The 23105-nt window shown below is 48.2% G+C and carries 25 protein-coding genes and 7 tRNA genes; 5 read left to right on the top strand and 27 right to left on the bottom strand.

What is annotated here, in order from left to right:
- Nucleotides 1–4: 4 nt before the first annotated feature.
- The 5 genes from N7U64_RS12310 to N7U64_RS12290 are packed head-to-tail and all read right to left on the bottom strand — an operon-like array spanning nucleotide 5 to nucleotide 3267.
- Nucleotides 5–976, bottom strand: a complete 972-nt coding sequence (locus N7U64_RS12310; RefSeq protein WP_318929935.1) for a Gfo/Idh/MocA family oxidoreductase — start codon at nucleotides 974–976, stop codon at nucleotides 5–7.
- On the bottom strand, nucleotides 973–1674 hold the full coding sequence (locus tag N7U64_RS12305) for a YjjG family noncanonical pyrimidine nucleotidase (RefSeq protein ID WP_318929934.1): 702 nt from the start codon (nucleotides 1672–1674) through the stop codon (nucleotides 973–975). The genes N7U64_RS12310 and N7U64_RS12305 overlap by 4 nt, the downstream gene beginning before the upstream one ends.
- Before the next feature lie 3 nt (nucleotides 1675–1677).
- Complete coding sequence (locus N7U64_RS12300; protein WP_318091191.1) at nucleotides 1678–2148, bottom strand: DMT family transporter; 471 nt, start codon at nucleotides 2146–2148, stop codon at nucleotides 1678–1680.
- A 12-nt stretch (nucleotides 2149–2160) separates the two neighbouring features.
- Nucleotides 2161–2829: a Crp/Fnr family transcriptional regulator gene (locus N7U64_RS12295; protein ID WP_214850443.1), complete on the bottom strand. Its 669-nt coding sequence runs from the start codon at nucleotides 2827–2829 to the stop codon at nucleotides 2161–2163.
- 12 nt (nucleotides 2830–2841) lie between these two features.
- Nucleotides 2842–3267 carry a DMT family transporter gene (locus tag N7U64_RS12290; protein ID WP_318929933.1) on the bottom strand — a complete coding sequence of 142 codons (426 nt, stop codon included), beginning with the start codon at nucleotides 3265–3267 and terminating at the stop codon, nucleotides 2842–2844.
- A 158-nt stretch (nucleotides 3268–3425) separates the two neighbouring features.
- Between N7U64_RS12290 and N7U64_RS12285 the strand changes: the two genes are divergently transcribed.
- Entirely contained in the window at nucleotides 3426–4163 is a 738-nt protein-coding gene (locus N7U64_RS12285) for a hypothetical protein (protein WP_318929932.1), read from the top strand.
- A 52-nt stretch (nucleotides 4164–4215) separates the two neighbouring features.
- Here the strand turns inward: N7U64_RS12285 and N7U64_RS12280 are convergent, their stop codons facing one another.
- Both N7U64_RS12280 and N7U64_RS12275 read right to left on the bottom strand, forming a co-directional pair.
- Nucleotides 4216–5067 (bottom strand): PPK2 family polyphosphate kinase, encoded by an 852-nt coding sequence (locus N7U64_RS12280; RefSeq protein WP_214766716.1) that lies wholly within the window; start codon nucleotides 5065–5067, stop codon nucleotides 4216–4218.
- A gap of 73 nt (nucleotides 5068–5140) precedes the next feature.
- Entirely contained in the window at nucleotides 5141–5998 is an 858-nt protein-coding gene (locus N7U64_RS12275) for an SDR family oxidoreductase (RefSeq protein WP_318929931.1), read from the bottom strand.
- 125 nt (nucleotides 5999–6123) lie between these two features.
- On the opposite strand from N7U64_RS12275, the gene N7U64_RS12270 reads away from it, so the two are divergent.
- A complete protein-coding gene (locus N7U64_RS12270; RefSeq protein ID WP_318929930.1) occupies nucleotides 6124–6477 on the top strand; it encodes a helix-turn-helix domain-containing protein in 354 nt (117 codons plus the stop codon).
- Between the two features lie 47 nt (nucleotides 6478–6524).
- Here N7U64_RS12270 and N7U64_RS12265 read toward each other — a convergent pair whose 3' ends face one another.
- The 3 genes from N7U64_RS12265 to N7U64_RS12255 all read right to left on the bottom strand — a co-directional run bounded on the left by N7U64_RS12265 (nucleotide 6525) and on the right by N7U64_RS12255 (nucleotide 8959).
- On the bottom strand, nucleotides 6525–7517 hold the full coding sequence (locus tag N7U64_RS12265; protein ID WP_318929929.1) for an NAD(P)/FAD-dependent oxidoreductase: 993 nt from the start codon (nucleotides 7515–7517) through the stop codon (nucleotides 6525–6527).
- Nucleotides 7518–7583: 66 nt separating this feature from the next.
- A complete protein-coding gene (locus N7U64_RS12260; protein WP_318929928.1) occupies nucleotides 7584–8480 on the bottom strand; it encodes an aminoglycoside phosphotransferase family protein in 897 nt (298 codons plus the stop codon).
- A complete protein-coding gene (locus tag N7U64_RS12255) occupies nucleotides 8477–8959 on the bottom strand; it encodes a GNAT family N-acetyltransferase (protein ID WP_318929927.1) in 483 nt (160 codons plus the stop codon). Before N7U64_RS12255 ends, N7U64_RS12260 begins: the two co-directional genes overlap by 4 nt.
- A gap of 121 nt (nucleotides 8960–9080) precedes the next feature.
- Here N7U64_RS12255 and tnpB point away from each other — a divergent pair, with 121 nt between their 5' ends.
- Nucleotides 9081–10253 carry an IS200/IS605 family element RNA-guided endonuclease TnpB gene (gene tnpB, locus N7U64_RS12250; RefSeq protein WP_318930035.1) on the top strand — a complete coding sequence of 391 codons (1173 nt, stop codon included), beginning with the start codon at nucleotides 9081–9083 and terminating at the stop codon, nucleotides 10251–10253.
- A gap of 66 nt (nucleotides 10254–10319) precedes the next feature.
- Here tnpB and N7U64_RS12245 read toward each other — a convergent pair whose 3' ends face one another.
- Nucleotides 10320–10877 (bottom strand): isochorismatase family protein, encoded by a 558-nt coding sequence (locus tag N7U64_RS12245; RefSeq protein WP_318929926.1) that lies wholly within the window; start codon nucleotides 10875–10877, stop codon nucleotides 10320–10322.
- 145 nt (nucleotides 10878–11022) lie between these two features.
- Here N7U64_RS12245 and N7U64_RS12240 point away from each other — a divergent pair, with 145 nt between their 5' ends.
- The gene (locus N7U64_RS12240) at nucleotides 11023–11205 is read left to right on the top strand and encodes a hypothetical protein (protein ID WP_012369057.1); all 183 of its coding nucleotides are present in this window, start codon (nucleotides 11023–11025) and stop codon (nucleotides 11203–11205) included.
- A 45-nt stretch (nucleotides 11206–11250) separates the two neighbouring features.
- Here the strand turns inward: N7U64_RS12240 and N7U64_RS12235 are convergent, their stop codons facing one another.
- Nucleotides 11251–11850: a short chain dehydrogenase gene (locus N7U64_RS12235; RefSeq protein ID WP_318929925.1), complete on the bottom strand. Its 600-nt coding sequence runs from the start codon at nucleotides 11848–11850 to the stop codon at nucleotides 11251–11253.
- A 61-nt stretch (nucleotides 11851–11911) separates the two neighbouring features.
- A complete protein-coding gene (locus tag N7U64_RS12230; protein WP_318929924.1) occupies nucleotides 11912–12484 on the bottom strand; it encodes a hypothetical protein in 573 nt (190 codons plus the stop codon).
- Between the two features lie 119 nt (nucleotides 12485–12603).
- Between N7U64_RS12230 and N7U64_RS12225 the strand changes: the two genes are divergently transcribed.
- Nucleotides 12604–13866 (top strand): hypothetical protein, encoded by a 1263-nt coding sequence (locus N7U64_RS12225; protein ID WP_318929923.1) that lies wholly within the window; start codon nucleotides 12604–12606, stop codon nucleotides 13864–13866.
- A 134-nt stretch (nucleotides 13867–14000) separates the two neighbouring features.
- Here N7U64_RS12225 and glmS read toward each other — a convergent pair whose 3' ends face one another.
- The 14 genes from glmS to N7U64_RS12155 form a co-directional block, all read right to left on the bottom strand.
- Nucleotides 14001–15797 carry a glutamine--fructose-6-phosphate transaminase (isomerizing) gene (gene glmS, locus N7U64_RS12220; RefSeq protein WP_318929922.1) on the bottom strand — a complete coding sequence of 599 codons (1797 nt, stop codon included), beginning with the start codon at nucleotides 15795–15797 and terminating at the stop codon, nucleotides 14001–14003.
- Between the two features lie 625 nt (nucleotides 15798–16422).
- Nucleotides 16423–17778, bottom strand: a complete 1356-nt coding sequence (gene glmM, locus N7U64_RS12215) for a phosphoglucosamine mutase (RefSeq protein ID WP_214850422.1) — start codon at nucleotides 17776–17778, stop codon at nucleotides 16423–16425.
- Between the two features lie 29 nt (nucleotides 17779–17807).
- Nucleotides 17808–19094 (bottom strand): YbbR-like domain-containing protein, encoded by a 1287-nt coding sequence (locus N7U64_RS12210; RefSeq protein ID WP_318091177.1) that lies wholly within the window; start codon nucleotides 19092–19094, stop codon nucleotides 17808–17810.
- A complete protein-coding gene (gene cdaA / locus N7U64_RS12205) occupies nucleotides 19094–19954 on the bottom strand; it encodes a diadenylate cyclase CdaA (RefSeq protein WP_014969179.1) in 861 nt (286 codons plus the stop codon). Before cdaA ends, N7U64_RS12210 begins: the two co-directional genes overlap by 1 nt.
- An 80-nt stretch (nucleotides 19955–20034) precedes the next feature.
- Nucleotides 20035–20649 (bottom strand): anti-sigma factor, encoded by a 615-nt coding sequence (locus N7U64_RS12200; RefSeq protein WP_318929921.1) that lies wholly within the window; start codon nucleotides 20647–20649, stop codon nucleotides 20035–20037.
- 21 nt (nucleotides 20650–20670) lie between these two features.
- A complete protein-coding gene (gene sigW, locus N7U64_RS12195; RefSeq protein WP_026829608.1) occupies nucleotides 20671–21234 on the bottom strand; it encodes an RNA polymerase sigma factor SigW in 564 nt (187 codons plus the stop codon).
- Nucleotides 21235–21360: 126 nt separating this feature from the next.
- On the bottom strand, nucleotides 21361–22269 hold the full coding sequence (gene rocF / locus N7U64_RS12190; RefSeq protein WP_012369047.1) for an arginase: 909 nt from the start codon (nucleotides 22267–22269) through the stop codon (nucleotides 21361–21363).
- 221 nt (nucleotides 22270–22490) lie between these two features.
- Nucleotides 22491–22566: transfer RNA gene (locus N7U64_RS12185), tRNA-Ala, on the bottom strand.
- 13 nt (nucleotides 22567–22579) lie between these two features.
- A tRNA-Gly gene (locus N7U64_RS12180) sits at nucleotides 22580–22651 on the bottom strand.
- A 6-nt stretch (nucleotides 22652–22657) separates the two neighbouring features.
- Nucleotides 22658–22730: transfer RNA gene (locus tag N7U64_RS12175), tRNA-Lys, on the bottom strand.
- Nucleotides 22731–22734: 4 nt separating this feature from the next.
- Nucleotides 22735–22818, bottom strand: a tRNA-Tyr gene (locus N7U64_RS12170).
- A gap of 34 nt (nucleotides 22819–22852) precedes the next feature.
- A tRNA-Thr gene (locus N7U64_RS12165) sits at nucleotides 22853–22925 on the bottom strand.
- A gap of 12 nt (nucleotides 22926–22937) precedes the next feature.
- A tRNA-Glu gene (locus N7U64_RS12160) sits at nucleotides 22938–23012 on the bottom strand.
- Between the two features lie 2 nt (nucleotides 23013–23014).
- Nucleotides 23015–23089, bottom strand: a tRNA-Asn gene (locus N7U64_RS12155).
- Nucleotides 23090–23105 lie beyond the last annotated feature (16 nt).

The following is a 23105-nucleotide window of genomic DNA, read 5'->3' as shown; positions in this document are numbered from 1 at the left end:
TCTATTATCGGATGGTATCCAAAATATCTTGAATCAGCTGCATCGTTTTAACGTTGTCCTGAAAATCGGAGCGGGATGCGTCTCCGCCTTCAACCGCAGCCTTAAAATGATTCATCTCACCGACAAATCCGCGCAGGTATAAGTCTTTCATCCCGCCGGACATCGTCGACATCGGCGAACGGTAATGCATCTGCCGTGCGTCGAGTTCCTGCCAGGACGTCGGCTCCTGTTTTTCCTCGATGATTAAACGTTGCATTTCCTCGACTTGGCATACGGCCTGTTCAAAGCGCAGGGTCAGTTCCTCGACCTCTCTTGTATAAAGCGGAGCATTGATCAAGGTGACCTGTCCGACAGCTCCATTCTTCATCCGGAGTGACAACTGAAGGTGCAGCTCCCCGTCCGTTTCAAGCGACATACCCGTAATTTCCTCGACCTCTCCCGCCAGGAAACGAATCAAATCGAGTTGATGAATCGCGGCCAGTGACAAGAAGTCGGCCCGATCGTGACAGAACCCGGACGCATCACACGCAAAACGTAATTCGAATGAACGAAGATTGCCATATGTGTTTTGGACCAGTACTTGCTTCAGTTTCGTATAAACCGGTGCATAACGTTTCATGAAACCGACGCTTGTCACCTGATCCGTCACGAGCCCCGCCAGTTCTTCCGCCTGCCTGACCGACAGACCAAGCGGCTTTTCGACATAGACGGCACAACCCGCTGCGAGACACGAGCGGACGACCTCGACTTGATCCGCCGGTTGGAGACAAATGATGACCGCCTCAACCTGTTCTTGTGTGAGCATCTCCGTATAATCGGTATAGGCGCGGCCTGCACTGCCAAAATCACGTAATGCCCGTTCCGCACTTTCGAGACTTCGTGTCGTCACCGCAACAATCTCAAAACCAGCTTCCTTCATCCCCGGAAACAGATTCGTCCGGGCATGGAATCCGGCACCAATCAGCGCTGCTCTCATCGGACTTCCTCCTTTGTTTCAAGAAGCGTCACAAGCTCATCAAGCTGCTCGATCGTATAGGTCGGCGTCAGTTCCGCCGGCGCCGTAGCACGCGTAGGATTAAACCAGCACGTCGCGATACCTGCCGTGATGCCTCCCTGGATATCAGCGGTCAAGGAGTCACCAATGATTAATGTACGGTCGCGTGTCACGTTTGGAATCCGGTCAAATACATAGTCAAAAAAGGCTGGCATCGGTTTTTGATAGCCGGTTTCTTCCGAGACAAAAATCCCGTCAAAATAAGGCTCCAGACCAGATCCCTTGAGTCGTGCATGTTGTGTCGCCGCGACACCGTTCGTCACGACATATAGCTGATACTTCCCTTTGAGCGCGTCGAGCAACTCCATCGCTCCTGCAATCAATTCCGTCCCTTGACTCAAGTACGCACGGTAACGCGTATCCATTCGACTGCCGTCGACCGTCCGGCCCTGCTCGGCAAAAAACGTCACGAAACGTGACGTAATCACTTCCTGCCGTGTTACCTCTCCCCGTTCAAGTGCCTGCCATAAGGAACGGTTGATTGTTCGGTAACGGGCTTCCCGTTCGGCCGTCCATTCGAGCTGTTCGTCTTCAAATAACTGTCGTAATGCAGCACGTTCCGTCGCATCAAAATCAAGCAAGGTATGATCGATATCAAATAATAGTGTCGTGTAATTCATAAATCAGGCTCCTTTTCGTAACATCCGTCGTTCAGTCAATTTGCCGCCGAGTTGGAACAATAAAACACCGCCGCCAATCAGGACAACGCCGACGGCTTTCGTCCACGTGAACGCCACTTGATCGAGGCCGAACCAGCCAAGCGTATCCCACAACAACGCAAACAGAATTTGTGAGACCATGACGATCGAGATTGCGTAACTCGGTCCGAGCTGTTGGACCCCTTGCGTCACACACAGGACGACACCGACGCCGATAATCCCACTGAACCAAAACCAAGGTTGCATCCCACTCATGGAGAAGAGATCGCCGCCTTCAACAATCAATCCGATGGTCAAGGACGCGAGGAATCCGAGTCCGAGGACAAGCGTCGTCGTCGCCCATGCTCCGACCCGCTCCTTGACCTTGGCATTAAACGTATTCTGAATACAGACCATCATCCCGCCGAATAAAGCCAGAACTATTCCAAGTGTCATCTTTTCTCCTCCTCACTCATAGATACTTTCGCCGACCCGTTCCGTCAAACCCTCCCGGTCGATAATCGTGATCGTCCGATTCGTCCGCTCAATCAAGCCGTCCTGACTGAACTGCCGCAGGACACGATTCAAGTGACGATAGCTCGTGCCGATCAGATCCGCCGCATCAACCAGATCACTGACCGGTAAGGTCGGTGTTTCCGGTGTCATCGATAAAAGATAACTGGCGAGCCGGACCTCAACCGGATACAGCAGATTAAAGCTCATCGAATGAGACTTCAGCTCAAACTTCATCGTAATCGTCTCGAGTAAAAAGCGGAGCAGTGCCGGATTATCAGCTCCGTTTTGTTCGAGTGCCGCATAAGAAATACTGACCGCTTTGACCGGTGTAACCGCTTCGACCGTATTCATCAATGGTGTCCGGCGGACGTATTCAATATCGCCGACCAAATCAAACGGATGTTTAAACGATAAGACGAGCCGTTTCCCCGTTGCCGACATATGGGTAATCTTCAGCTTCCCCTCGAGCAACAAGTACATCCGGTCCGCTGCGTCGCCTTGACGACACAACCAGTCTCCGGCTTGAAAAGCGACCGGTTGTAAATGCTCCCGCAACCCGCCGGCAAAGACGTCCGTCAACTGAAACCGCGCCAAGTACTCATCCAGTTGTGCTTGTTCCACGTTCTTTCCCCCTTACCATTTTAAGATCAGCACGCCGCCGATCATCATTAAAATGCCGATCACTTGCGGCAACTGCAACCGCCGTTTGATCATTCCGAACCATCCGTTCCAATCAATCACCAGTGCCAAGCCGAGCTGGGCAATCAGGAATAAAGAAATCGTCAACGTCACACCCATCAAATGAACAGCTGTCATATTACTGAACAGGACGGCAGCGGCCAGAGCCCCGCCAGATAGATACAATACTTTCACGTCCTTCATCTGCCGGAACGTCCGGTCGCGCAAGACCAATGTGATCAACAACGCGACGACAAAACCGGTCATCTGAGTCAAGGTCGCTGCTTGCCACGTCCCAATGCTGTTGCTGATTCTGGCATTGGCGACACTTTGGAGTGTCAGAAAAAAACCTCCGCTGATTGCAAAAAGAATTCCACGCATACTAGTTCCTCCCTTCCTGATTTTTCATACTTTCATTTAAACGAAGCCTCCCTGAATGATAAAGGACATTTGTCCTAAAATATCTAATCGGTAAACCCGAAAAATAAATATTACAAAATATAAAAAAAATGTATAATGATGTTAAAAGGAGTGTTTGTATGTTTCTTAAGAAATTAAAGTTATTTTCTGTTGGATTAATTCTTGGTTCAACTATTTTTTGTTTTTCACCATTTTCAAATGCAAGTAGTATCAGTGATCAAGAAAAGAAAGAAAAAATTCATTTTAACAAATTTAACAGTTTAAAAATGAATTCTACTATTGAAGATATTGCCAAAGTAATTTATGGAAAAGAGTATAAAAAAGAACTAAAGAAAGAAAATGGAATTACAGTATTCAAGAAAAAAGAGCTAGTGAAAGGCATAGGCAGCTCCTCAGTGTATTATTACAGTTTTTTCCCTAAAAAAGTTAAATGGGATAAATACAGTATTAATAAAATGATAATCAGCTTAAATACTAAAAAAAATGGAAAGACTTTATACTTAACTTATAAAATGTATGCATTACCTTCTGAAAACAAAAACGAAACCGGTATTCGAGAAAGTAAAAACTACTTACAAAACGGGAAAAAAATCAAAAAAAATATGAGCATAAATGACTTAGATAAATTATTGTCAGGAAAAGGTTTAGGCGATTGGTCTAGCCTTGATTATAGTGACCTTACTAAAACAGGTATTTACTCTGAAGAAAAAAATAAATTTATTTTCCCGAATCCTAGTAAAAGTCAACATTATCAATTTAAAACACTAGATAAAAAAACAACTTGGCAAGTGACTATGCTTTATGACGCTAAAAAAAGAGATTATTTTGTAAGTGACTGCTATATCATCGGAAACTGAAAAAAAGATTCATCCACTTTTCAAATAAAAGTGAATGAATCTTTTTTAATTTTTATTCATTTTCGAGCTTTTTAATCGCTTCATCGAGTTTTTCCTGATCTTCATCCGTCAGTTTCGGATACTGCGGATCGATTTCACGTAAGACGTCATTCATGACTTCCGTCACGATGTAACGGGTGAACCATTCGTCATCGGCCGGCAGGACATGCCACGGTGCATGTTCCGTTGATGTGTGCGAAACGAGTTCAGCAAAAATATCCTGGTATTCGTCCCAATGCTCCCGTTCCTCGACATCACTGAACGAAAACTCAAAGTTTTTCTTCGGATCTTTAATCCGTTCAAGCAATCGTTTTTTCTGCTCGTCTTTTGAAACATTAAACAGAAACTTCACGACGCGGAAACCGTTCTCGACGAGATACCGTTCAAAGTCATTGATTTGGCGGTACCGCATCTTCCAGACATCCTGGTCGTCCGGCACTTCCTCGTCTTCCAGCAAATCATGAATCCGTGGTGCAATGACTTCCTCATAATACGACCGGTTTAAAATACCGACTTCGCCTTTTTCCGGCAAGCCTTCGTGAATCCGCCACAGATAGTCATGCTTTTGCTCCGTATCGGACGGTTTTTTGACGGACAACGTCCGCAGACCTTGGGCATTGAGGTTCGAGAAAATATAGCTGATCGCTTCATCTTTTCCGCCGGCATCGATGGCCTGCAGGATGACAAGAACGCCGTTTTTTTCTTCCGCATGCAGACGCCAATGCAGTTCTTTTAGTTCTTCGACGCTTTTCGGAATGTGCTGATCCAGTAACTCGTCTTCGGCAATCCGGTTTTCATCTGACGTTGGATAATCCGATAACTGAATTGATTCACCCGGTGTGACACGGTATTTTTTTATGTCCATGGTAATCCCCCTCGTTTTAAGTACATAAGGGATATTTACCCAAAGCGCCTCAGAAAGAAACGTTCAGATGAACTTATTCTTGAACGAGTTTCCGTAAGCCATCCTTTAGGGAAACCGGTGACCGACCGAGAATCCGTTCGAAGTCCTGACTCTCAACGGCCAGTGTGCCGGCTGCAATGCCTTCCTGAATCGACTGTAACATCGGCAGTAAAAATTCCGGAACTCCCGCCTTCTGCATGATTGCCGTATAAGTCGCGCTGTCGACTTGCTTCACCTGTACCGGGCGCCCGAGAACCTGTCCGAGTGCTTCTGCGATATCTTGTTGTGTGTTCAGAGGTCCCGACAGTTCATAAATAGACTGTTCCGGTTTCGGATCGACCAGCATCGTCGCAATCGCTTCCGCATAGTCTTCCTGCAATGCCCAGCCGACTTTGCCGTTCCCGGCACTCGTCAACCAATCCTGGCCGGCACGGACGGCATCGATCGTCGACTGTTCATTCTCTAGGTACCAGTTGTTGCGGAAAAACAGGAATGGAATCCCCGTCTCGCGAATCAACTGTTCCGTCACCTGATGGGTGCGGGCCAAGAAGTTTTGACTGGCTTCCGCGTTGGCGATACTCGTGTAAGCAATCAAGCCGACTCCCGCTGCTTTAGCTGCCTCGACAGCTGCCGTATGTTGACGGATTCGTGTCGCTTCTTCGCCATCAGTCGAAATAATCAAAAGCCGGTCGACGCCTGCGAAAGCCTGTTGTAACGTCTCCGGCGCATCAAAATCTCCCTGACGGACTTCGATCCCGCGCGCAGCAAATGATGCTGCTTTTTTCGGATCACGGACGCTGATGATTACATTCTCTGCTTCGATTTTCGTTAAGAGATGCTCAACAATTTTGGTTCCTAATTTTCCGGTTGCACCGGTCACAAGTAATTTCATGGACGTAAGCTCCTTTTTTAATAAGTTTCTACCTGTATCCAATTGTATTACAGGTGGTACACTGTGAGGAGTAGGCACTTTTTCGATACCAGGTCATACAAACCGAACTATAGGAGGAATTCCCGATGAATCCAGCTTCGACAACCGACTCCCCTCTCTTACAACGGACGGCGTGTCCCGTTACACGAGCTCAGACCATCATGGCCGGCAAATGGAAAATCGTCCTGCTTTGGCATCTCAGTACCGGAACAAAACGGTTTCACGAACTGGAACACCTGTTGCCGGGGATTTCAAAAGGGATTTTAACACGGCAATTACGGGAGCTTGAGGCCGACTGCATGATCGACCGAAAAGTGTACCGGGAAGTCCCACAAAAAGTCGAATACTCGTTAACTGACACGGGACGCAGTTTTCTGCCGATCCTCGATCAGATGGCCGCTTGGAGCAGTCAGCACTTTCCGGCTGATCCCGGGTCCTGATTATTAAAAGAGCGACTTCCACTGACGGAAATCGCTCTTTTTCTTACTCATTGTTCGGTCAAAACCGCTTTGAAGTGCGCATCCATCGCAGATGCAACACGCAACCCGGAAATGACGGCACTTTCGACCCGTGTCCGCCCGGACGTATCTTGCGGATCGAGGAACGCATCTCCCGCCAGCCAGAGCGGATGCTGCTCAAGTTTCAGATAAGGCGTGCGGAAGACGGCACGTGCCTGCGCATATCGCCAACGCTTCAGTTGCTTGGAAACTAATTGGACCGGTCCGAGTTGTTCCTGCAACAGCCGTTCGATTTCCGCCAGTGTCTCGTCTTCTCCTTTGTCGTACCACACCTCGCTCCAGTCGCCGGTCATGTAGACACTCAGGAGCGGTGTCGCCGACACTTCTTTTTGCGCATTGTTAACGATTTTCAGCATTCCGGATGGCAAATCCTCATCGAGCAGACCGACTTCTCCGAGATCAGGCGATTTCTCCAGTTCAAATAATCCGACGAACGTCGGCTCAAACGTCACTTTCCCGAGACGGGCATGGTCGGACTCCACCAGCATTAACGGTGAAGCTGCGAGCAGGTCATAGGCTTGCGGAACCGGAGCCGTCAGCAGAATCGCATCATACGCCCGTGTTTCTGCCGCTGCCGTAGTCTGAAGAGCCGGTCCTTCTGCCAAAATCCGTTCGACCTGTTCATTTAAATGAACCGGAATCCCGCGGGCAATTGACTGGACGAGCTGATTCATCCCGTTGACCGCGACATACCGCGGAAAATCATCCCCGAACCATTTTCGGATCAGGCCTTGCTCGAGCCACTCGTCGACTTCCTGCGCCAACTCGTCCGTCCGGACCGTAAAGAAGACGGCTCCATGATCCGCTGTCCCCTCGTCAATCCGTCTCGTTGCCATCCGTCCCCCGACACTTTGGCTTTTTTCGATGATCTCGACCGCATAACCTTCCGTCATCAATTGCCGGGCTGCAAACACGCCCGCGAGTCCGCCGCCGATAATCCCAATCCGTTTTTGTTGTTCCATCCGAACTTCCCCCTCTACCTGCATCATTTCTACAAGTATAGCGGTTCCTACGTCAGACGACGTCTTTTAACGTTCTTCGAATATGCTCGTCCGTTCCAACTCGACCAGTACACGGGCATGGTTATTGTTAAAAAACTGTTGGTGATGCTCGAGTCCGCGCTGGACACACCAGCCGATTCCCGTCAGTGCTTCAAACAGACGATAGTACGGCAGATAGACTTCAATCGGCTCCGGTGTCCTTATTTGTCCGTACCCCTGTTGATAGGCATCCAGTAAACCGGATTCGCCCTGGAACACGTCCCGGTCAAGTTTCGTAAAATCAATTTCCGTCGCCCCGAAACGTGAGGTCTCAAAGTCAATCAATCCAGTGAGGTTTCCCCCGTCTGCGAGCAAGTTGCCGAGCCGGAAATCGAGATGGACAGCGACAGGTCGAGAGGGCTCTGGTAACTCACGTTCACGCCGCTTTAATTCTGCAAAGGCGGCTTGATAGAGGGCAGTCGACAACACCTGTTGAATTGCCGGCTCAAACGACGTCATTTTTGCATTCCGGAAGACACGCCAGTCCTGTGAGGTAAAGGCGGTAAAGCCGTTCTCCTCAAAATCGCCGTACGTCTCACCCGTACACGTATGGAGTGTTGCGTGAAGTCGGCCGATTTGCGAGACCAGTTCTGGTGTCACTTTCTCAATCGTCGAACCGGCAAGTGCTTCGAGCACAAACGCACCCGTCGTCTGTTTGGTTGGTCGCGCCGCCATGAGAATTTTCGGCACGGCGACACGACTGTCCAAATACGTTAACCAGCCGTGTTCCCGGTACCATTTGTCTGCCGTATAGGGACGCTTTAAAAAGACGGTCCGTCCGTCGCGCAGTACTAGCCGGTCGACGTCTGAACTGTAAGAGTCAGTGACGGGAAAAATCTCTGCGACATCGAGACCAAACGCTTGAATCCATTCTTCACGGGTCATGAGGGTTCCCCCAATCGTTTTTCGAGGATTTCACCGGGTAATCCGTCAATCGGTCCGAGATACGTCGAACGGAATCCAAGCTTCGTCAAAATCTTTTTCGACGCCGTATGATTCGGATCAATCGTTGCCGTGACGACTGTCAATTCATGTTCCTTCGCCAGTTCTAGCAGGCGGGAAGCGAGTGAGGACGCATACCCGTGCCCCCACTGTTCCGGCAATAGCATATAGCCGAGTTCTGCTTCAAACGGTTGCCGTGTATCGCGTGTGATATGACCGATCCCGATCCACGTCTCGTCCTGATAGACGAGATATGATCCAAGACGGTCATGCCGTTGCTGTTCCATGATTGACGCAAACCGCCGCTTCGCCTCTGCTTTCGTTAAAGGGTGTTCTGTAATGTAGCGCATGACCCGCTCATCCGTGACAAGCGTTTCGTAAGCCGGATAATCCGCTTCGTCCATCTTTCGTAGTTCAATCATGCAGTCACCCCTTTTATCAAAAATTAGGCGATTCATCTCCCACTTCTAAACGAAGTGAAAGTGGAAGATGAATCGCCAACCTCCCTTTCGGGTATATTTCCTTTAAGGGAGGTGAAACATGATGTTGAAGCACAAGGCCTACAAATTCAGAATCTATCCCACAAAAGAGCAGGAAATCCTGATCGCGAAAACGATCGGCTGTTCGCGCTTCGTCTTCAACCACTTCCTGGCGAAGTGGGAGGAATTGTACAAGACCACTGGGAAAGGACTGTCCTACGGTTCTTGTTCCAAAGAGCTTCCTTTGTTGAAGCAGGAGTTCGACTGGTTGAAGGAAGTCGATAGCACATCTGTTCAGATCAGCGTCAAACATCTTGCCGATGCGTTCGACCGTTTCTTCAACAAGCAGAACGAACACCCTCGATTCAAGTCGAAGCGTAATCCCGTCCAGTCGTACAAGACCAACATCCAAGGCAAAAACCAGCTTCCTGAAGTGTTAACCGTCGGAAACAAGCTCAAACTTCCGAAGCTGAAATGGGTACGTTTCGCCCATTCAAAACAGATCACAGGCCGTATCTTGAACGCCACGATCCGACGTAACGCTTCGGGGAAATACTTCGTCTCCCTGCTCGTCGAGCAGGAGATCCACGAACTGCCGAAGACCGGTTCATCCGTCGGCGTCGACGTCGGACTCAAGAACTTCGCCATCCTGTCGGACGGAACGGTGTACCAAAACGACCGCTATTTCCGTTCGCTCGAGAAAAAACTGGCGCGCGAACAGCGTAAGCTCTCCCGCCGTCAACGCATCGCCCTAAACAAGAAGGTCAAGCTGTCCGAGGCGAGGAACTATCAGAAGCAGAAGCGGAAGGTCGCGCGTATCCACGAGAAAATCGTCAACAAGCGCACTGACTTCCTGCACAAAGTATCGACCGAGATTGTCCAAAACCACGACGTCATCGGCATCGAGACCTTGCAGGTGAAGAACATGCTGAAGAATCGTAAGTGGAGCAAGGCCATCTCTGACGTCAGCTGGTCAGAGTTCTTCCGCATGCTGGAATACAAGGCGGGCTGGTACGGGAAAACCGTCGTCAAGGTCGGCAAGAGCTTTGCTTCGAGCCAACTGTGCTCGAGTTGCGGTCATCAACACAAAGACGTGAAACATCTTGGCTTGCGAGAATGGACATGCCCGAATTGCGGGATCCACCACGACCGCGATGTGAACGCAGGACTGAATCTCAAACGAGAAGCTGAACGCCTCTTAGCTTCTTCAACCGTCGGGACGACGGGGTTAGCCTGATCATTTTTCGACCGATAGGTCGGATAACTCAGGAATTCTCCACCTCTTAGCGTAGGTGGAGGTAGTTCAACTGTATTGGTGATGAATCGGTTCAAATAACTTTTCCGTCGAAGGACGGACCATCGCAAAGTGTTCGACATTGTAGTGTCCGTGCAAGACCTGATTATGATGGGCAATCATTTGTTCCGCCGATAAGACGTCGGAACCGTTCGTCGTATGTCCGTCAGCAACGAGCGTCACGTCAAACCCGTTGACGGTCGCACTGCGGACTGCCGTATCGATACAATGTTCCGTCTTACAACCGAGGATGACGACATGTTCGACTCGGTGCTGCTTTAAATAGTCCAGCAGCGGTGTTCCATGGAACGAGTTCGTGGCCGCTTTATCAAACGTGACCGCCTGCTCCGGAATCTGAATCGACGAATGTACCGCAAACCCTTCCCCTTGTCCGTTCGCGACATCGAGATCCCGGATGAAGATCATGACATGACCCTGATTGTCTGCTTCCTGTACGACCTGATTGATCACTTGAATGACGTCTTCCTTAGCATGGACGCCGGCCTCTTCCACTGTCCCTTCGACGAGATCGTGTTGAAAATCAATCACGAGCACTGCTTGTCGCATTTGCCTGTCCCTCCTTTTAAGTTCTTTACTTCCCTCTTTTCCCTTTCCGGTTGAAAAATCCTGTTTTTCATCAGCAATTTCAAGTCTTAATGAAACTTTTTGTCTGCCGGATGCGTTGAATAAGGCGACGGAAAGGATGTTATGTATGGAATTAGTCCCGCTCTTTTTTGTAACGTTCATCATCGTCTTGGCTGTAAATCTGTTTCTCGACAAGATGATCATGAACCGCGAAATGACACGACCTGTTTTTTTGAAAAATCTGCTGATTTGCTTCTTGATTTCGCTGGTTCTGTTAAACGTCTTTTACTTACAATCTTTGATGAGCTGAACAATAAGACCGTCCACTTGATTCAAGTGAACGGTCTTATTTCATTCAATAGACTTCATAATTTTGCCCGGTCTGTGCCCCTTCGACACTTTTTTCAAACGCTGTCGCGACACGCGATGCCGGAACGGCTTCGAAACCGCGGAAAAATGGTCCGTACTTGTCGAGCGACTCAATCAGGATATTCGGACTGACACTGTTGATCCGGATCCCCCGCGGCATTTCAATCGCTGCCGCATGGACAAATGCTTTGACGCCACCATTTGCAAGGGCCGCCGACGCGCCTTGCCGAATCGGATCGTCCATCATGATGCCGGTCGTCAATGTGAAACTGCCGCCGTCGCGGACGGCGTCCAGTCCAAGCAACACCAGATTAACCTGCCCTTTCAGTTTGCTGTCGATTCCGATCTGATTCAACGCTGGTGTCAAATTCGTCAATGGTCCGAAATGCGCCCCGCCGGTTGCACTGATGACGGCATCGACCGGACCGACCGTTTCATACATTGAACGGATACTGTCTTCCGACATGATGTCGACCTGGACATCCATCCCTGTCCGTCCGGCCCGGATGATCTCGTGCCGCTCGCTTAATTGCGCGACGACGGCTTGCCCGACTGTGCCGCTCGCTCCGACTACTAAAATTCTCATCTGTTTATCCCCCTTCTGATCTGAACTACGTGTTCAGCCTACCGTAACCCGGCCGTTTTTTTCAAGAATGAGCACGGGATGACCAATAATACTGGGCAATCCGGAAGCCGACATAATCGGAATTCCATAACACGGGATAATCTCTCCGTTGATGCAGGTCCCAATAGCTGATGATGCGTCGTTCAATCCGTTGCAGATAACGCTCATTTGCTGCGGCAAAAGTTCTCAGCTGTTCTTCGGTCCAGATCTGCAGCACCGGTTCGATCCGTTCAAGAATCTCACGGACGTATTCTCCGGTCAGTTCAATTAAATACAGCAGTACCCAATCTGTTTTTGCCTGTTCCTGTTCCAGCCGGCGGACATACTTTTCACGGATATATCCATCATGATGACGGGTATACATGCAGTACAGTATCCACCGTTGACGCTCCGTCAGGGTTTGAATTTTTTCTTCTTTCACTTCATTTAAATACAGCCGGGACGGAAGAATCAATGATTCTTCGAAAAACGTGACATCAATCGTTCCCCAGGTCACTGTTCCAAAGAGCCGGCGCGGTAAAAGGCGTGCCACGACTCGAACATCATCCGTACAAGATTGCGGAAACGCGGCTGCCCAGTTCCATTTTCTGTTCACGTATTGTTTCCTCCTCCATACATCGTTTCTGTCTTTTATCAACTTATCATTTTAACGACAGAATGAGTTACTATATATTTACAGGTTACATTCAAACTATTGATGAGAGGCGGCTTAGCATGGACAACGCTTTAGGAATCATAGCTGTAATTATCATTTTACTTCTCTTTAGTTATTTACTTTTCCGTAAATTCAGTCGTCATGATGCTGTAACGGATTCGGTGCTTCCACCGATTCCTGCAAAAACAGACGTTCCGGAACTTCATGCCGATGAACTACCCTGGGAAATTGAATCATATTCCTTAACTGATATGACATCGTATCGCCATTCCGAATCATTAACTGTCACACAACGTCTAAAAGATCAGGTCGGTAATATTATTAAACTTTCGCCACATGCTAAAAATCTCATCCAAAAAGAACAGAGAGTCATCATCAAATTCAGTGAAGAAGCTCTTGCCAAGCTGGCATCCGGTGAATTACGAATTATGAAGGCCAAGGGATCAGTGGATCAATTTAGAGCACTTGCCGTTGATCATCAACATAAAATCAGACATCACGCAAAGTTCGAAATTCAAGATATTAAAAAAATCAACCCCGCTCAACTGGCGAATTTAGCTCTTGGAGTCGCGACCATGGTCACTGCTCAAGAACATTTGGACCGGATTAATCAGCAACTTACATCTTTGAATCGAAAGGTCGATATATTAATTCGTCAATCCAAAAATGATAAAGCCGGCATCATCAAAGGCCATATCAAATATCTGCTTTCGATTCTGCCAAGTATCCCTGATGAAGAAGAACGATATTCGGTAAAATTAGAAGATATGGCAGTCATCTCTTATCAAGAGCTAGAATCGATTTTACCGGAGTTGGATTTTTTAATCAGAAGTGCTAACGACATTGAAGAAAAAACAACATTCAAATTGGATAAAACGGTTGATGAGATAAAAGAACTCGCCGCATCATTTGAGCAGACTATATTGATTGGATACGGAAATTTAGAAGTCATGTCGATTTGCTTAAAAATCATGAATGACTGGAATCAGGATTCACAAACAAATGCAACGAGGTTATCAGATATCGAAAAATATCATCAGCAAATTACCGAGTATCATCACAAATTCGAAAAAATACTAAACGATAAACATATTAGTCTTGATGCGACCTTCAGAAGAAATAAAACAATTACCAGCAAAAAAGAAGATATCGATAAACAGCTAACCTATCATCAGGAAAAAATACGCTCTAGTAAATCAATCATTACCGATCACATCATTCAACTGAAAGGACAGGATTACGACTCGATTCCCGAATCCGTGGATTTGAGCGTAGATTTTGATGAGACCGGCGATATTCATACGATTCATCGATTAAAATAAGCCTATCTGATGAGAGCCATTCTATCCTCGTGATTAGATAGATTTTAATTTTATGCTAAAAAGACCCTTTGGACGAAAATCGTCCAAAGGGTCTTTGAAAATTATTTTGATTTTTTCACGCGGATGAACTGTTTTTACTCAACTGTTACTGACTTCGCCAAGTTACGTGGCTTGTCAACGTCGCAATCACGGCCGAGTGCCGCGTAGTACGAGATCAACTGAAGCGGTAAAACAGACAAGAGTGGTGACAGGAGCGGCTCGACTGCCGGGATGACGAACGCATCCGTCGGCAACTCAAGACCTTCTGCTGCGATGACACACGCGTTAGCGCCACGTGCGACGACTTCCTTGACGTTGCCTCGGTTGTTGAGGTGAACGTGCGGTTGTGTCACGAGAGCGATGACCGGTGTGTTGTCTTCAATCAGAGCGATTGGACCGTGTTTCAATTCGCCGCCGGCGTAACCTTCTGCTTGGATGTATGAAATTTCTTTGAGCTTAAGCGCCCCTTCCATTCCCACATATGCATCTTGACCACGGCCGATGAAGAAGGCATTGCGTGATTCAGACAAGTATTCTGAAGCGATTTCCTGGAACCGTTCTTTTTGTGACATGACAGATTCCATTGCGCTTGAGATTTTTCCGAGTTCTTTCATGAGATCGAAGTTAACGGCGACACCTTTTGCTTGAGCGAGGTCAAACGCAAGGACAGCAAGAACAGCGATTTGCGCTGTGTATGCTTTTGTTGAGGCAACCGCGATTTCAGGACCCGCGTGCAACAAGAGTGTTGCGTTCGCTTCACGTGACAGAGTAGATCCTGCAACGTTCGTGATTGTGAGTGCCGGGTGACCAAGTTTTTTCGCTTCGACGAGAACCGCACGGCTGTCCGCTGTTTCACCTGATTGTGAAAGGAAGAGGAAGAGTGGTTTCTCAGTCAAAAGCGGCATGTTGTAGCCGAATTCAGACGAGATGTGGACTTCTGTCGGGATACCCGCGATTTGTTCGATCAATTGTTTTCCGATCAATCCCGCATGGTAGCTTGTTCCGCAACCGATGATGTAAACACGGTCACGTCCGAGGACTAAATCACGGACCGATTGATCGAGTGTGATTTCGCCTGACTCGTTTTGGTATTTCTGAACGATATTACGGATAACAGCCGGCTGCTCATCCATTTCTTTGAGCATGTAGTGCGCGTACGTGCCTTTTTCAATGTCTGATGCATCGATTTCTGCTGTATACGCCTCACGCTCTTTGACGTTTCCGTCTAAGTCTTGGATTGTGACACTGTCACGCGTCAAGATGATCATTTCGCCGTCATGCAACTCAACGAACTGATCCGTTACTTGAAGCATCGCCATTGCGTCAGATGCAACAACGTTAAACGTACCGTCACCGAGACCAACGAGAAGCGGTGATTTATTTTTAGCGACGTACAAGACATCCGGGTTTTCAGCATCGATCAATGCGAGTGCATACGAACCGTGAAGCACACGAAGTGTTTGACGGAATGCTTCGACTACGTCATTTGTCTCAGCAAAGTTCTTTTCAATCATCTGAACGATGACTTCTGTATCTGTGTCGCTGAGTAAATCAACATTGAGTTCTGCTTTTAACTGCTCATCGTTTTCGATGACACCGTTATGCACGAGTGTGAAACGTGATGAAGCACTTTGGTGCGGGTGGGCATTCGGTACACTCGGGACACCGTGTGTCGCCCAACGTGTGTGACCGATTCCGACAAGACCGTCTGCTTCTGCAGGAACGACTTCGCGTAGCGCAGCAATCCGGCCGACTTCTTTATGGACTTGAACGCCGTCGTTGACGAACGCAAGACCAGCCGAATCATAACCGCGGTACTCGAGCTTTTCGAGTCCTTTTAATAAAATTTCCTTTGTGTTAACCTGTCCGATCATACCTACGATACCGCACATAATAAATTCTCTCCCATTTACAAGTATTTCCCTGAAGAGGAAACGGCTCTTGCCGAGAGTTGTCATGACGCATCTGTTTGTCCGTCTAATCACTTAAACGATTTCAGATGAGTTTACGGTACTGACATGGTACCGGGAGGCATCCGCCGAATGATTCGATAAACCCCCACCTCGTCAGCTGCCTATTACATAGTCAGCCCTGGCGCTTTCATTTCTGTCCGACCCCGTTTCTGTCCGACTTTACAATCATACGAACTTTATTTAGAAAAAGCAAGAAAGGTAACGTATTTGTAACTATTCCCGATATTTTTCTAAATGATACCTCTAATACCTAGATTATGTAAAAAACTATTTGGTTTTTGTTATTGTTTTTCTTGTATATCTTCTTTATGATTCGTAATATTTTAAAATATGCCAAAAATCTCTTGTTTCATGCGACTTCTACAGGAAAAGGAAGCTCCGCTTCCGTCAGGAACAGGCAAGACCCGGTTGTCGACAGATAACCGCGGCTTGCGTTCCGCCTGAGAAAAGCGCGTGAAAAATAAAGAGATTGTGTATTTCATTAAATTTTAATTATAATCCCAACAAAAAAAGGAGCAGATGTTCATCCACTCCTTCCGTTCACTCAGTTTTCCTGTAATGCGTAGTTTTCACGGACGACGTTTGCGATCCGCTCGACATACATATCGCATGCTTCTTGCGTCGGTGCTTCCGCCATGACACGGACAAGTGGTTCTGTTCCAGATGCCCGAACGAGAATCCGACCGTTGCCGGCCATTTCCGCTTCAACTTCTGCAATGATGGCTTGAACCGCCGGACCGTTCATCGCGCCATTTTTATCCGAGACCCGGATATTGACGAGACGTTGCGGGAAGACCGGCATTTCTGCTGCAAGTTCCGACAACTTCTTGCCTGTCGCCTTCATGATTTGTAAGAGCTGGACGCCTGACAGCATCCCGTCCCCTGTTGTTGAGTAATCCATGAAGATGATGTGACCCGACTGTTCGCCGCCGAGTGTATAGTTGTTTTTACGCATTTCTTCAACGACATACCGGTCACCGACTGCTGTCTGTAAAGCCGTCATACCGTGTTCTTCAACCGTCTTGTGGAAACCGAGGTTACTCATGACGGTCGCGACGATCGTGTTGTCTTTTAAGCGGCCAATCTCGTTGAGGTATTTACCGCAGATGAACATGATTTTATCACCGTCGACGATTTTACCGTTCTCATCGATTGCGATCAAGCGGTCACCGTCGCCGTCAAATGACAGACCAACGTCTGCACCTTTTTCAAGGACGAAGTCAGCTAAATGTTCAGGATGCGTCGAGCCGACACCTTCGTTGATGTTCAAACCGTTTGGTGTCGTTCCGATTGTCGAGACTTCCGCTTCGAGATCACCGAACAGGCGCGGGGCGAGGCTTGATGTTGCACCGTGTGCGCCGTCGATGGCGACATGGATGCCAGAGAAGTCTTCATCTGATGTCTGACGTAACATGTGAAGGTACTTTTGTGCGCCCTCATAGTAATCGTGGACGAATCCAAGCTCTTTACCGGACGGACGCGGCAACGTATCTTCCGCTTCGTCAAGCAAACCTTCGATTTCAAGTTCTGTTGCATCATCGAGCTTGAAGCCGTCTGATCCGAAGAATTTGATTCCGTTGTCTTCGACCGGATTGTGTGACGCAGAAATCATGACGCCCGCTGTCGCATCCATCGTTTTCGTCAAGTACGCGACACCCGGTGTCGAGATGACACCAAGACGCATGACTTCTGCACCGATTGATAAGAGTCCGGCAATCAGAGCGTTCTCGAGCATTTGTCCAGAGACACGTGTATCGCGGCCGATCAAGACTTTCGGACGTGTGCTTTCGTGTTTCGTTAAGACATACCCGCCTGTCCGACCGAGACGATATGCCAGTTCAGGTGTCAATTCTACGTTTGCGACGCCGCGGACGCCGTCAGTTCCAAAATACTTACCCATGTTCTATTTCCTCATTTCACAAAGTTGATTTAATTGGCTTGGACCGATGTCCGGGGAACCGCTTTAAGCGTGATATCCATATTATCTGGACGAAGTACGTCAAACGCTTTTGACGTCTGATATGAAATCGGCAAGCCATGTGTACCTTCTTTTAAGCCGGTCACGTCAATGACGGCTTTAATATCTGTCGCATCAATCGATGCAAGATCCGCTTCACTTCCACGGACGACGAGATCAATGGTCTGTTCGTAATCGATCGTATACTTCGACTCATCAAATCCGTTCAACGTCACCGTGACACCGGAAATTGTTTTCTCAGCCCGGTCCTCGACGGTTTCCGTTGTCGCTTTCGCGTTTTCCTTCTCGACGACGATGCTGACCGTAACCGAAGTCGGTTCCATTGCGGTGACGTTATCCGGTTCAATCAGTTTGACCGTACGATCGACGGTTTTTGTCAATCCTTTTAAGGAGACCGCTTCCGTCGACACGGAACCAATCCGTGACAGCTCTTCTTTTGTTCCATATAAGCGGGCTTCCGTCGTGACCGGAACAATCTTGACGACTTTATACCCTTTTTTGACCGCATCTTTTGTTTCGACGTTAATCGGAACCGTTTTACTTTCCTTATAGACCGGAACCGTCACTTCCAACTGTTCCGGATCATATGTGGCACTGATTGCATTTCCGTTCGCATCCGTTGCTTTGACGTTGAAGGACTCCGTAAACGTCTCCGCACGGCCTGTGACATCAATTGGAACTTGAATCGCCGTGATGGCCTGCAGTTTTTCCGCCCCGCCGGTCACAGAGACCGTTTGACGGGTCGGTTGGGCTTCACCGACGACATATCCTTCTGCGATTTTATTTTTGTTCAGCAACGCTACTTGAACCGGAACTTCTTTCGTGACCTTTTTATCGAGGAACACTTCAATCGTTTCCTGTTTTGGCGTCACTTCGACGTCCTTGCCAAATCCATTCGCTGTCAAGCGGACACGATGATAGCCGGGATCAAGACCGGTCAAGTCAATCGACAATCCAAAATCTTTGACGAGCCGAAGCATCGTCAAGCTGCTCGACGGACCTTTGACCGTCGTTTCAATCGTTTTTGGAATATTATAGGCGACCCACTGCGTTTCATCATAATTGACTGTCACCGGTACGTCAAACTTCGTTGAGCCTTGACCGGCGATCGGTAACAGACTTGCGGCATCACTTTTTCCGGTCGTATTCGAACCGGCGACCATCAGATAGAGCATGACGGCAAGCAAAACAGCTACGATGCGGAGGAACCAGCGTTCATTAAACCATTTTTCGAACATTATTTTTTCGCCCCCATCCAATTCAAGAAGGAAGTATTCGTCGGTTCGACTTTGACGATTGTTTCAAGCAGCTTCGTCCGGAGCGATTCTTCATCAAGTTCCCGGTAAAGCCGTCCGTTGATGGCAAGTGAGACGCCACCCGTTTCTTCCGATACGACTAACGTGACACTGTCCGTCACTTCACTGACACCGATGGCTGCCCGGTGACGTGTCCCGAGATCTTTTGAGATATGTGCACTCTCGGATAACGGTAAGTAACAAGCGGCGGCGGCCAGCTTTCCTTGTTGGACGATGACGGCGCCGTCATGAAGCGGTGTATTCGGAATAAAGAGATTGATCAATAACTGACTCGTAATTTGTGATCCGAGCGGAATGCCCGTCTCGACATATTCACTGAGTCCCGTCTCCCGCTCAATCGTCACAAGTGCTCCGATTCGGCGTTTTGACATGTATTGAGCCGATGTGACGAGCGCATCGACGATTCGGACTTGTTCATCCTCGTCACTGATGGCACTCCGCGAAAAGAATTTACTCGTTCGACCGAGGTGTTCGAGTCCTCGGCGTAACTCTGGCTGGAAGATGATGATAATCCCTAACAAGCCATACGTAATAATTTGATTCAACAGAAATTGTAACGTCTTCAGTCCGAAGAATCCGCTTAAGAACCAGCTGATCAAAATGACGGAAATCCCTTTAATCAATTGGACTGCTTTTGTTCCTTTGACAATGATCATCAGACGGTAAATGACGAATGTCACGACCGCGATATCAATCACATCATTAATATAATCGTACCAATGTACGTTTTCTCCCAGTTTCAACAATTGAAATTGAAGTGGTTGCCAGTTGAAGTAGTTCACCAACCGTGCCCCCTATCTCATCTGATTTAAACAGCTTTCATTATAGCACAAAGGGACGAGTTAGACTCGCCCCACTTGACTCATTGAAAGATTCGTTTGATTCCGTACCAGACCCGCTCAAAAAGTTGGTCAATTTGTTTAATTTCGCCTGTGACATTTCCGGCACTGGCGGTATACGCTTTGCCGTCGACAGTCATTACGTCTCCGTTGACCTTGCCTTCGATCCGGACATTGCCGCCTTCGACATACAGGTCCTGGTTGACGGTGACGCCTTCCGGTACGACAACTTCACCGTTCTCGGCGACGATTCCCGGTACATTCGTATACGATAAATCATGTTCTTCCTGTGTCAGATAGCCGCCGAGACTACCGACCGACAACAACATAAAAATCGAGGCTGCCGCAAGCAACGGATACTGCTTCATTTTCCCACCGAAACGGGATGTCTTCCTGAGCGGAGTCACATTCGGTTGTTCCACCTGTTCGGGCAGTTGTGCCAGCACGCGGGATGTAAAATCCGCCGAAAGCTTGGGTGCTGAAAGCGCGCGTAACTCTGCATCGAGGAGCCGATACTCTTCGAACTCGTCCATCGCATTCGCTTCCCGTAACTCCGCTTCAAGTCGTTTGAAGTCTTCTGGAGGTTGGTTTTGATCTAAATAATCCTGTATCCGTTCATACACTTTTTCTCGTGTCATGGTGAGTGCCTCCTTCTCATCTCATCGTTTACCGAAATGCTTTTTCAGCGCTTCGCGTCCCCGATGAATTCTCGTTTTAACTGTAGCGACGGGTAAATCGATCATCTCACTGATTTCTTTGAGTGAAAGATCTTCAATGTATTTTAAAACAAGTGGAACCCGGTATTTTTCCGGCAAGCCGGCGATTGCCTCTCCCACATCTTGTCGTTGCTCCGAATCAATGACTTGATCCTCCGGTAACTGGTCCTTGCTTTCAAGCTGGGAATACAACGTCAGTCCTTCAGTCCCTGACATCTCAGCGTCAAGGGAATAATCCGGACGCTTTTTGCGGAGTCGGTCAATCGAAACATTCGTCACGATCCGATATAACCAAGTCCGGAACTTCCACTGGGCATTATACGATTCAATTTTTGTGAATACGCGGATAAAGGCTTCTTGTGTGGCATCTTCTGCTTCCATTCGATCCCGTAAAACACGGAAGGCGACTAAAAAGGCTCCTTCTTTATATAGATCAACAAGTGCCGCGAATGCATCACGGTCTCCCTGCTTCACCCGCTCAATCAAGCGTAGTGTTGTTTCTTCCACTTTAAATACCCCCCGCTCTATGCGGTCAATCTCTTATACGGAGTCGACCTACATAATGTTTCATCTCAATTTGAATTGTAACAAAAAAAACTTGAACTCTGACGAAAAGAGTTCAAGTTCTATCCATTATTTTACTAAACGATGGGTCCGCATATACTGGAGCAAGTTTCCAATCAAGTCATTCGCAAGAATCGCTGTACCGTTTCCTTCTTCGAGTAAAGGATTGACCTCTACGAATTCTGCTGCGATGAATTCATCCTGCTCGGCACAGTGACGTAAAACGGTCTTCGCATCATCAAGCATGATACCGTCCGCCACACGTGTCCCTGTTCCTTCAACCAGACTTGGATCGAGCCCGTCCATATCAAAGCTGAGATAAAACGCATCTGTCGTCTCTTTGAGATAGGCAACGGCTTCTTTCATGATGGCATCCATCCCGCGTGTCCGAATCGCTTCCATATCATAGACACGGATACCGAGACGATCAATCAATTCCTGTTCTCCTGCATCGACATCACGTAATCCGATGAAGACGAGGTGTTCCGGTTGCAGTTTAACCCCGTCCCCTCCGATTTCCGTCAGACGCTGGTGTCCTTCGCCTAAGGCAACGGCCAGCGGCATTCCGTGAATGTTCCCCGATGGAGAAGTCTCCGGTGTATTTAAATCGCCGTGTGCATCAAACCAGATGACTCCAAGACGTGGTACGACTTGCCGCATACCGGCAATCGTTCCGATCGCCATGCTGTGATCGCCTCCGACGAGTAACGGAAAACGTTGCTCTGTCAGCGCCTCACGTACAAGCAAGTGTAAATCGTTTGTCGTGTGGACAACACCTTCGAGCCGTTTTAATTGCGGATCTTCTTCACGAACAGCATCTTCAGACAAAACAGCCGCTTCCCCGTAGCGAACTGCTTCCTGTCCGTTTGCTGCCAGTGTTTCGAGTAATCCTGCCTGTTCAACGGCAGCTGGTCCTTGCTCCGTCCCCGGTTTTCCTTGACCATAACGATACGGTACGCTGATATATGCAATGTTCATCGACCTGTTCCCCTTTACTCAGTAAGTTATCTTAATTGTAAGCGGTAACAAGACGGTGGTTCAACTCGACACGATGACGCATGATTATACAGAATCTAACGACAAAAAAGCACTGTGAGAGTTACTCACAGTGCTTTCGCGTACGTACATTAATTCCAGGCATTTCAAGTATAAAAAAACTTAAGACGAACGAAACTCGCTTAAGATCTTTAAGCAATATTTGGTGGAGCCTAGCGGGATCGAACCGCTGACCTCCTGCGTGCAAGGCAGGCGCTCTCCCAGCTGAGCTAAGGCCCCAGATATAAAAAAAAGCGGAAGACGGGATTCGAACCCGCGACCCCGACCTTGGCAAGGTCGTATTCTACCACTGAACTACTTCCGCAAAATATGAGCCATGCAGGATTCGAACCTGCGACCCTCTGATTAAAAGTCAGATGCTCTACCAACTGAGCTAATGGCTCGACATGGTGGGGGGGGGCGGATTCGAACCGCCGAACCCGAGGGAGCGGATTTACAGTCCGCCGCGTTTAGCCACTTCGCTACCCCCCCAGTTTGTCTAGGAATTATACAATTGAAAAAACAGTGCCGGCAACAGGAGTCGAACCCGCGACCTACTGATTACAAGTCAGTTGCTCTACCAGCTGAGCTACACCGGCAAAAAATAAAAATGGTGACCCGTACGGGAATCGAACCCGTGATACCGCCGTGAAAGGGCGGTGTCTTAACCGCTTGACCAACGGGCCATTGGCTCCGCAAGTAGGATTTGAACCTACGACCTACCGGTTAACAGCCGGTTGCTCTACCACTGAGCTATTGCGGAATAAATAAAAATAAAT

Source organism: Exiguobacterium sp. K1, assembly GCF_033721435.1.
GTDB lineage: Bacteria > Bacillota > Bacilli > Exiguobacteriales > Exiguobacteriaceae > Exiguobacterium_A > Exiguobacterium_A artemiae.
Note: the sequence above shows the minus strand (reverse complement) of the source record. Positions and strands in the feature narration are given on the sequence as shown.

Coding starts and splice junctions, on each gene's coding strand:
- N7U64_RS12260 (WP_318929928.1), bottom strand. CDS start 8,480: ATGACCCGTGAAGAATGGATTCAAGCGTTTGGTCTCGATGTCGCAGAG.
- N7U64_RS12275 (WP_318929931.1), bottom strand. CDS start 5,998: ATGAAATTACTTGTGACCGGTGCAACCGGAAAATTAGGAACCAAAATT.
- N7U64_RS12285 (WP_318929932.1), top strand. CDS start 3,426: ATGTTTCTTAAGAAATTAAAGTTATTTTCTGTTGGATTAATTCTTGGT.
- N7U64_RS12255 (WP_318929927.1), bottom strand. CDS start 8,959: ATGATTGAACTACGAAAGATGGACGAAGCGGATTATCCGGCTTACGAA.
- N7U64_RS12280 (WP_214766716.1), bottom strand. CDS start 5,067: ATGGACATAAAAAAATACCGTGTCACACCGGGTGAATCAATTCAGTTA.
- N7U64_RS12300 (WP_318091191.1), bottom strand. CDS start 2,148: ATGACACTTGGAATAGTTCTGGCTTTATTCGGCGGGATGATGGTCTGT.
- N7U64_RS12210 (WP_318091177.1), bottom strand. CDS start 19,094: ATGTTCGAAAAATGGTTTAATGAACGCTGGTTCCTCCGCATCGTAGCT.
- N7U64_RS12240 (WP_012369057.1), top strand. CDS start 11,023: ATGGAATTAGTCCCGCTCTTTTTTGTAACGTTCATCATCGTCTTGGCT.
- N7U64_RS12305 (WP_318929934.1), bottom strand. CDS start 1,674: ATGAATTACACGACACTATTATTTGATATCGATCATACCTTGCTTGAT.
- N7U64_RS12235 (WP_318929925.1), bottom strand. CDS start 11,850: ATGAGAATTTTAGTAGTCGGAGCGAGCGGCACAGTCGGGCAAGCCGTC.
- N7U64_RS12245 (WP_318929926.1), bottom strand. CDS start 10,877: ATGCGACAAGCAGTGCTCGTGATTGATTTTCAACACGATCTCGTCGAA.
- N7U64_RS12225 (WP_318929923.1), top strand. CDS start 12,604: ATGGACAACGCTTTAGGAATCATAGCTGTAATTATCATTTTACTTCTC.
- tnpB (WP_318930035.1), top strand. CDS start 9,081: ATGTTGAAGCACAAGGCCTACAAATTCAGAATCTATCCCACAAAAGAG.
- N7U64_RS12265 (WP_318929929.1), bottom strand. CDS start 7,517: ATGGAACAACAAAAACGGATTGGGATTATCGGCGGCGGACTCGCGGGC.
- N7U64_RS12200 (WP_318929921.1), bottom strand. CDS start 20,649: ATGACACGAGAAAAAGTGTATGAACGGATACAGGATTATTTAGATCAA.
- glmS (WP_318929922.1), bottom strand. CDS start 15,797: ATGTGCGGTATCGTAGGTATGATCGGACAGGTTAACACAAAGGAAATT.
- N7U64_RS12290 (WP_318929933.1), bottom strand. CDS start 3,267: ATGCGTGGAATTCTTTTTGCAATCAGCGGAGGTTTTTTTCTGACACTC.
- N7U64_RS12310 (WP_318929935.1), bottom strand. CDS start 976: ATGAGAGCAGCGCTGATTGGTGCCGGATTCCATGCCCGGACGAATCTG.
- rocF (WP_012369047.1), bottom strand. CDS start 22,269: ATGAACATTGCATATATCAGCGTACCGTATCGTTATGGTCAAGGAAAA.
- N7U64_RS12270 (WP_318929930.1), top strand. CDS start 6,124: ATGAATCCAGCTTCGACAACCGACTCCCCTCTCTTACAACGGACGGCG.
- glmM (WP_214850422.1), bottom strand. CDS start 17,778: ATGGGTAAGTATTTTGGAACTGACGGCGTCCGCGGCGTCGCAAACGTA.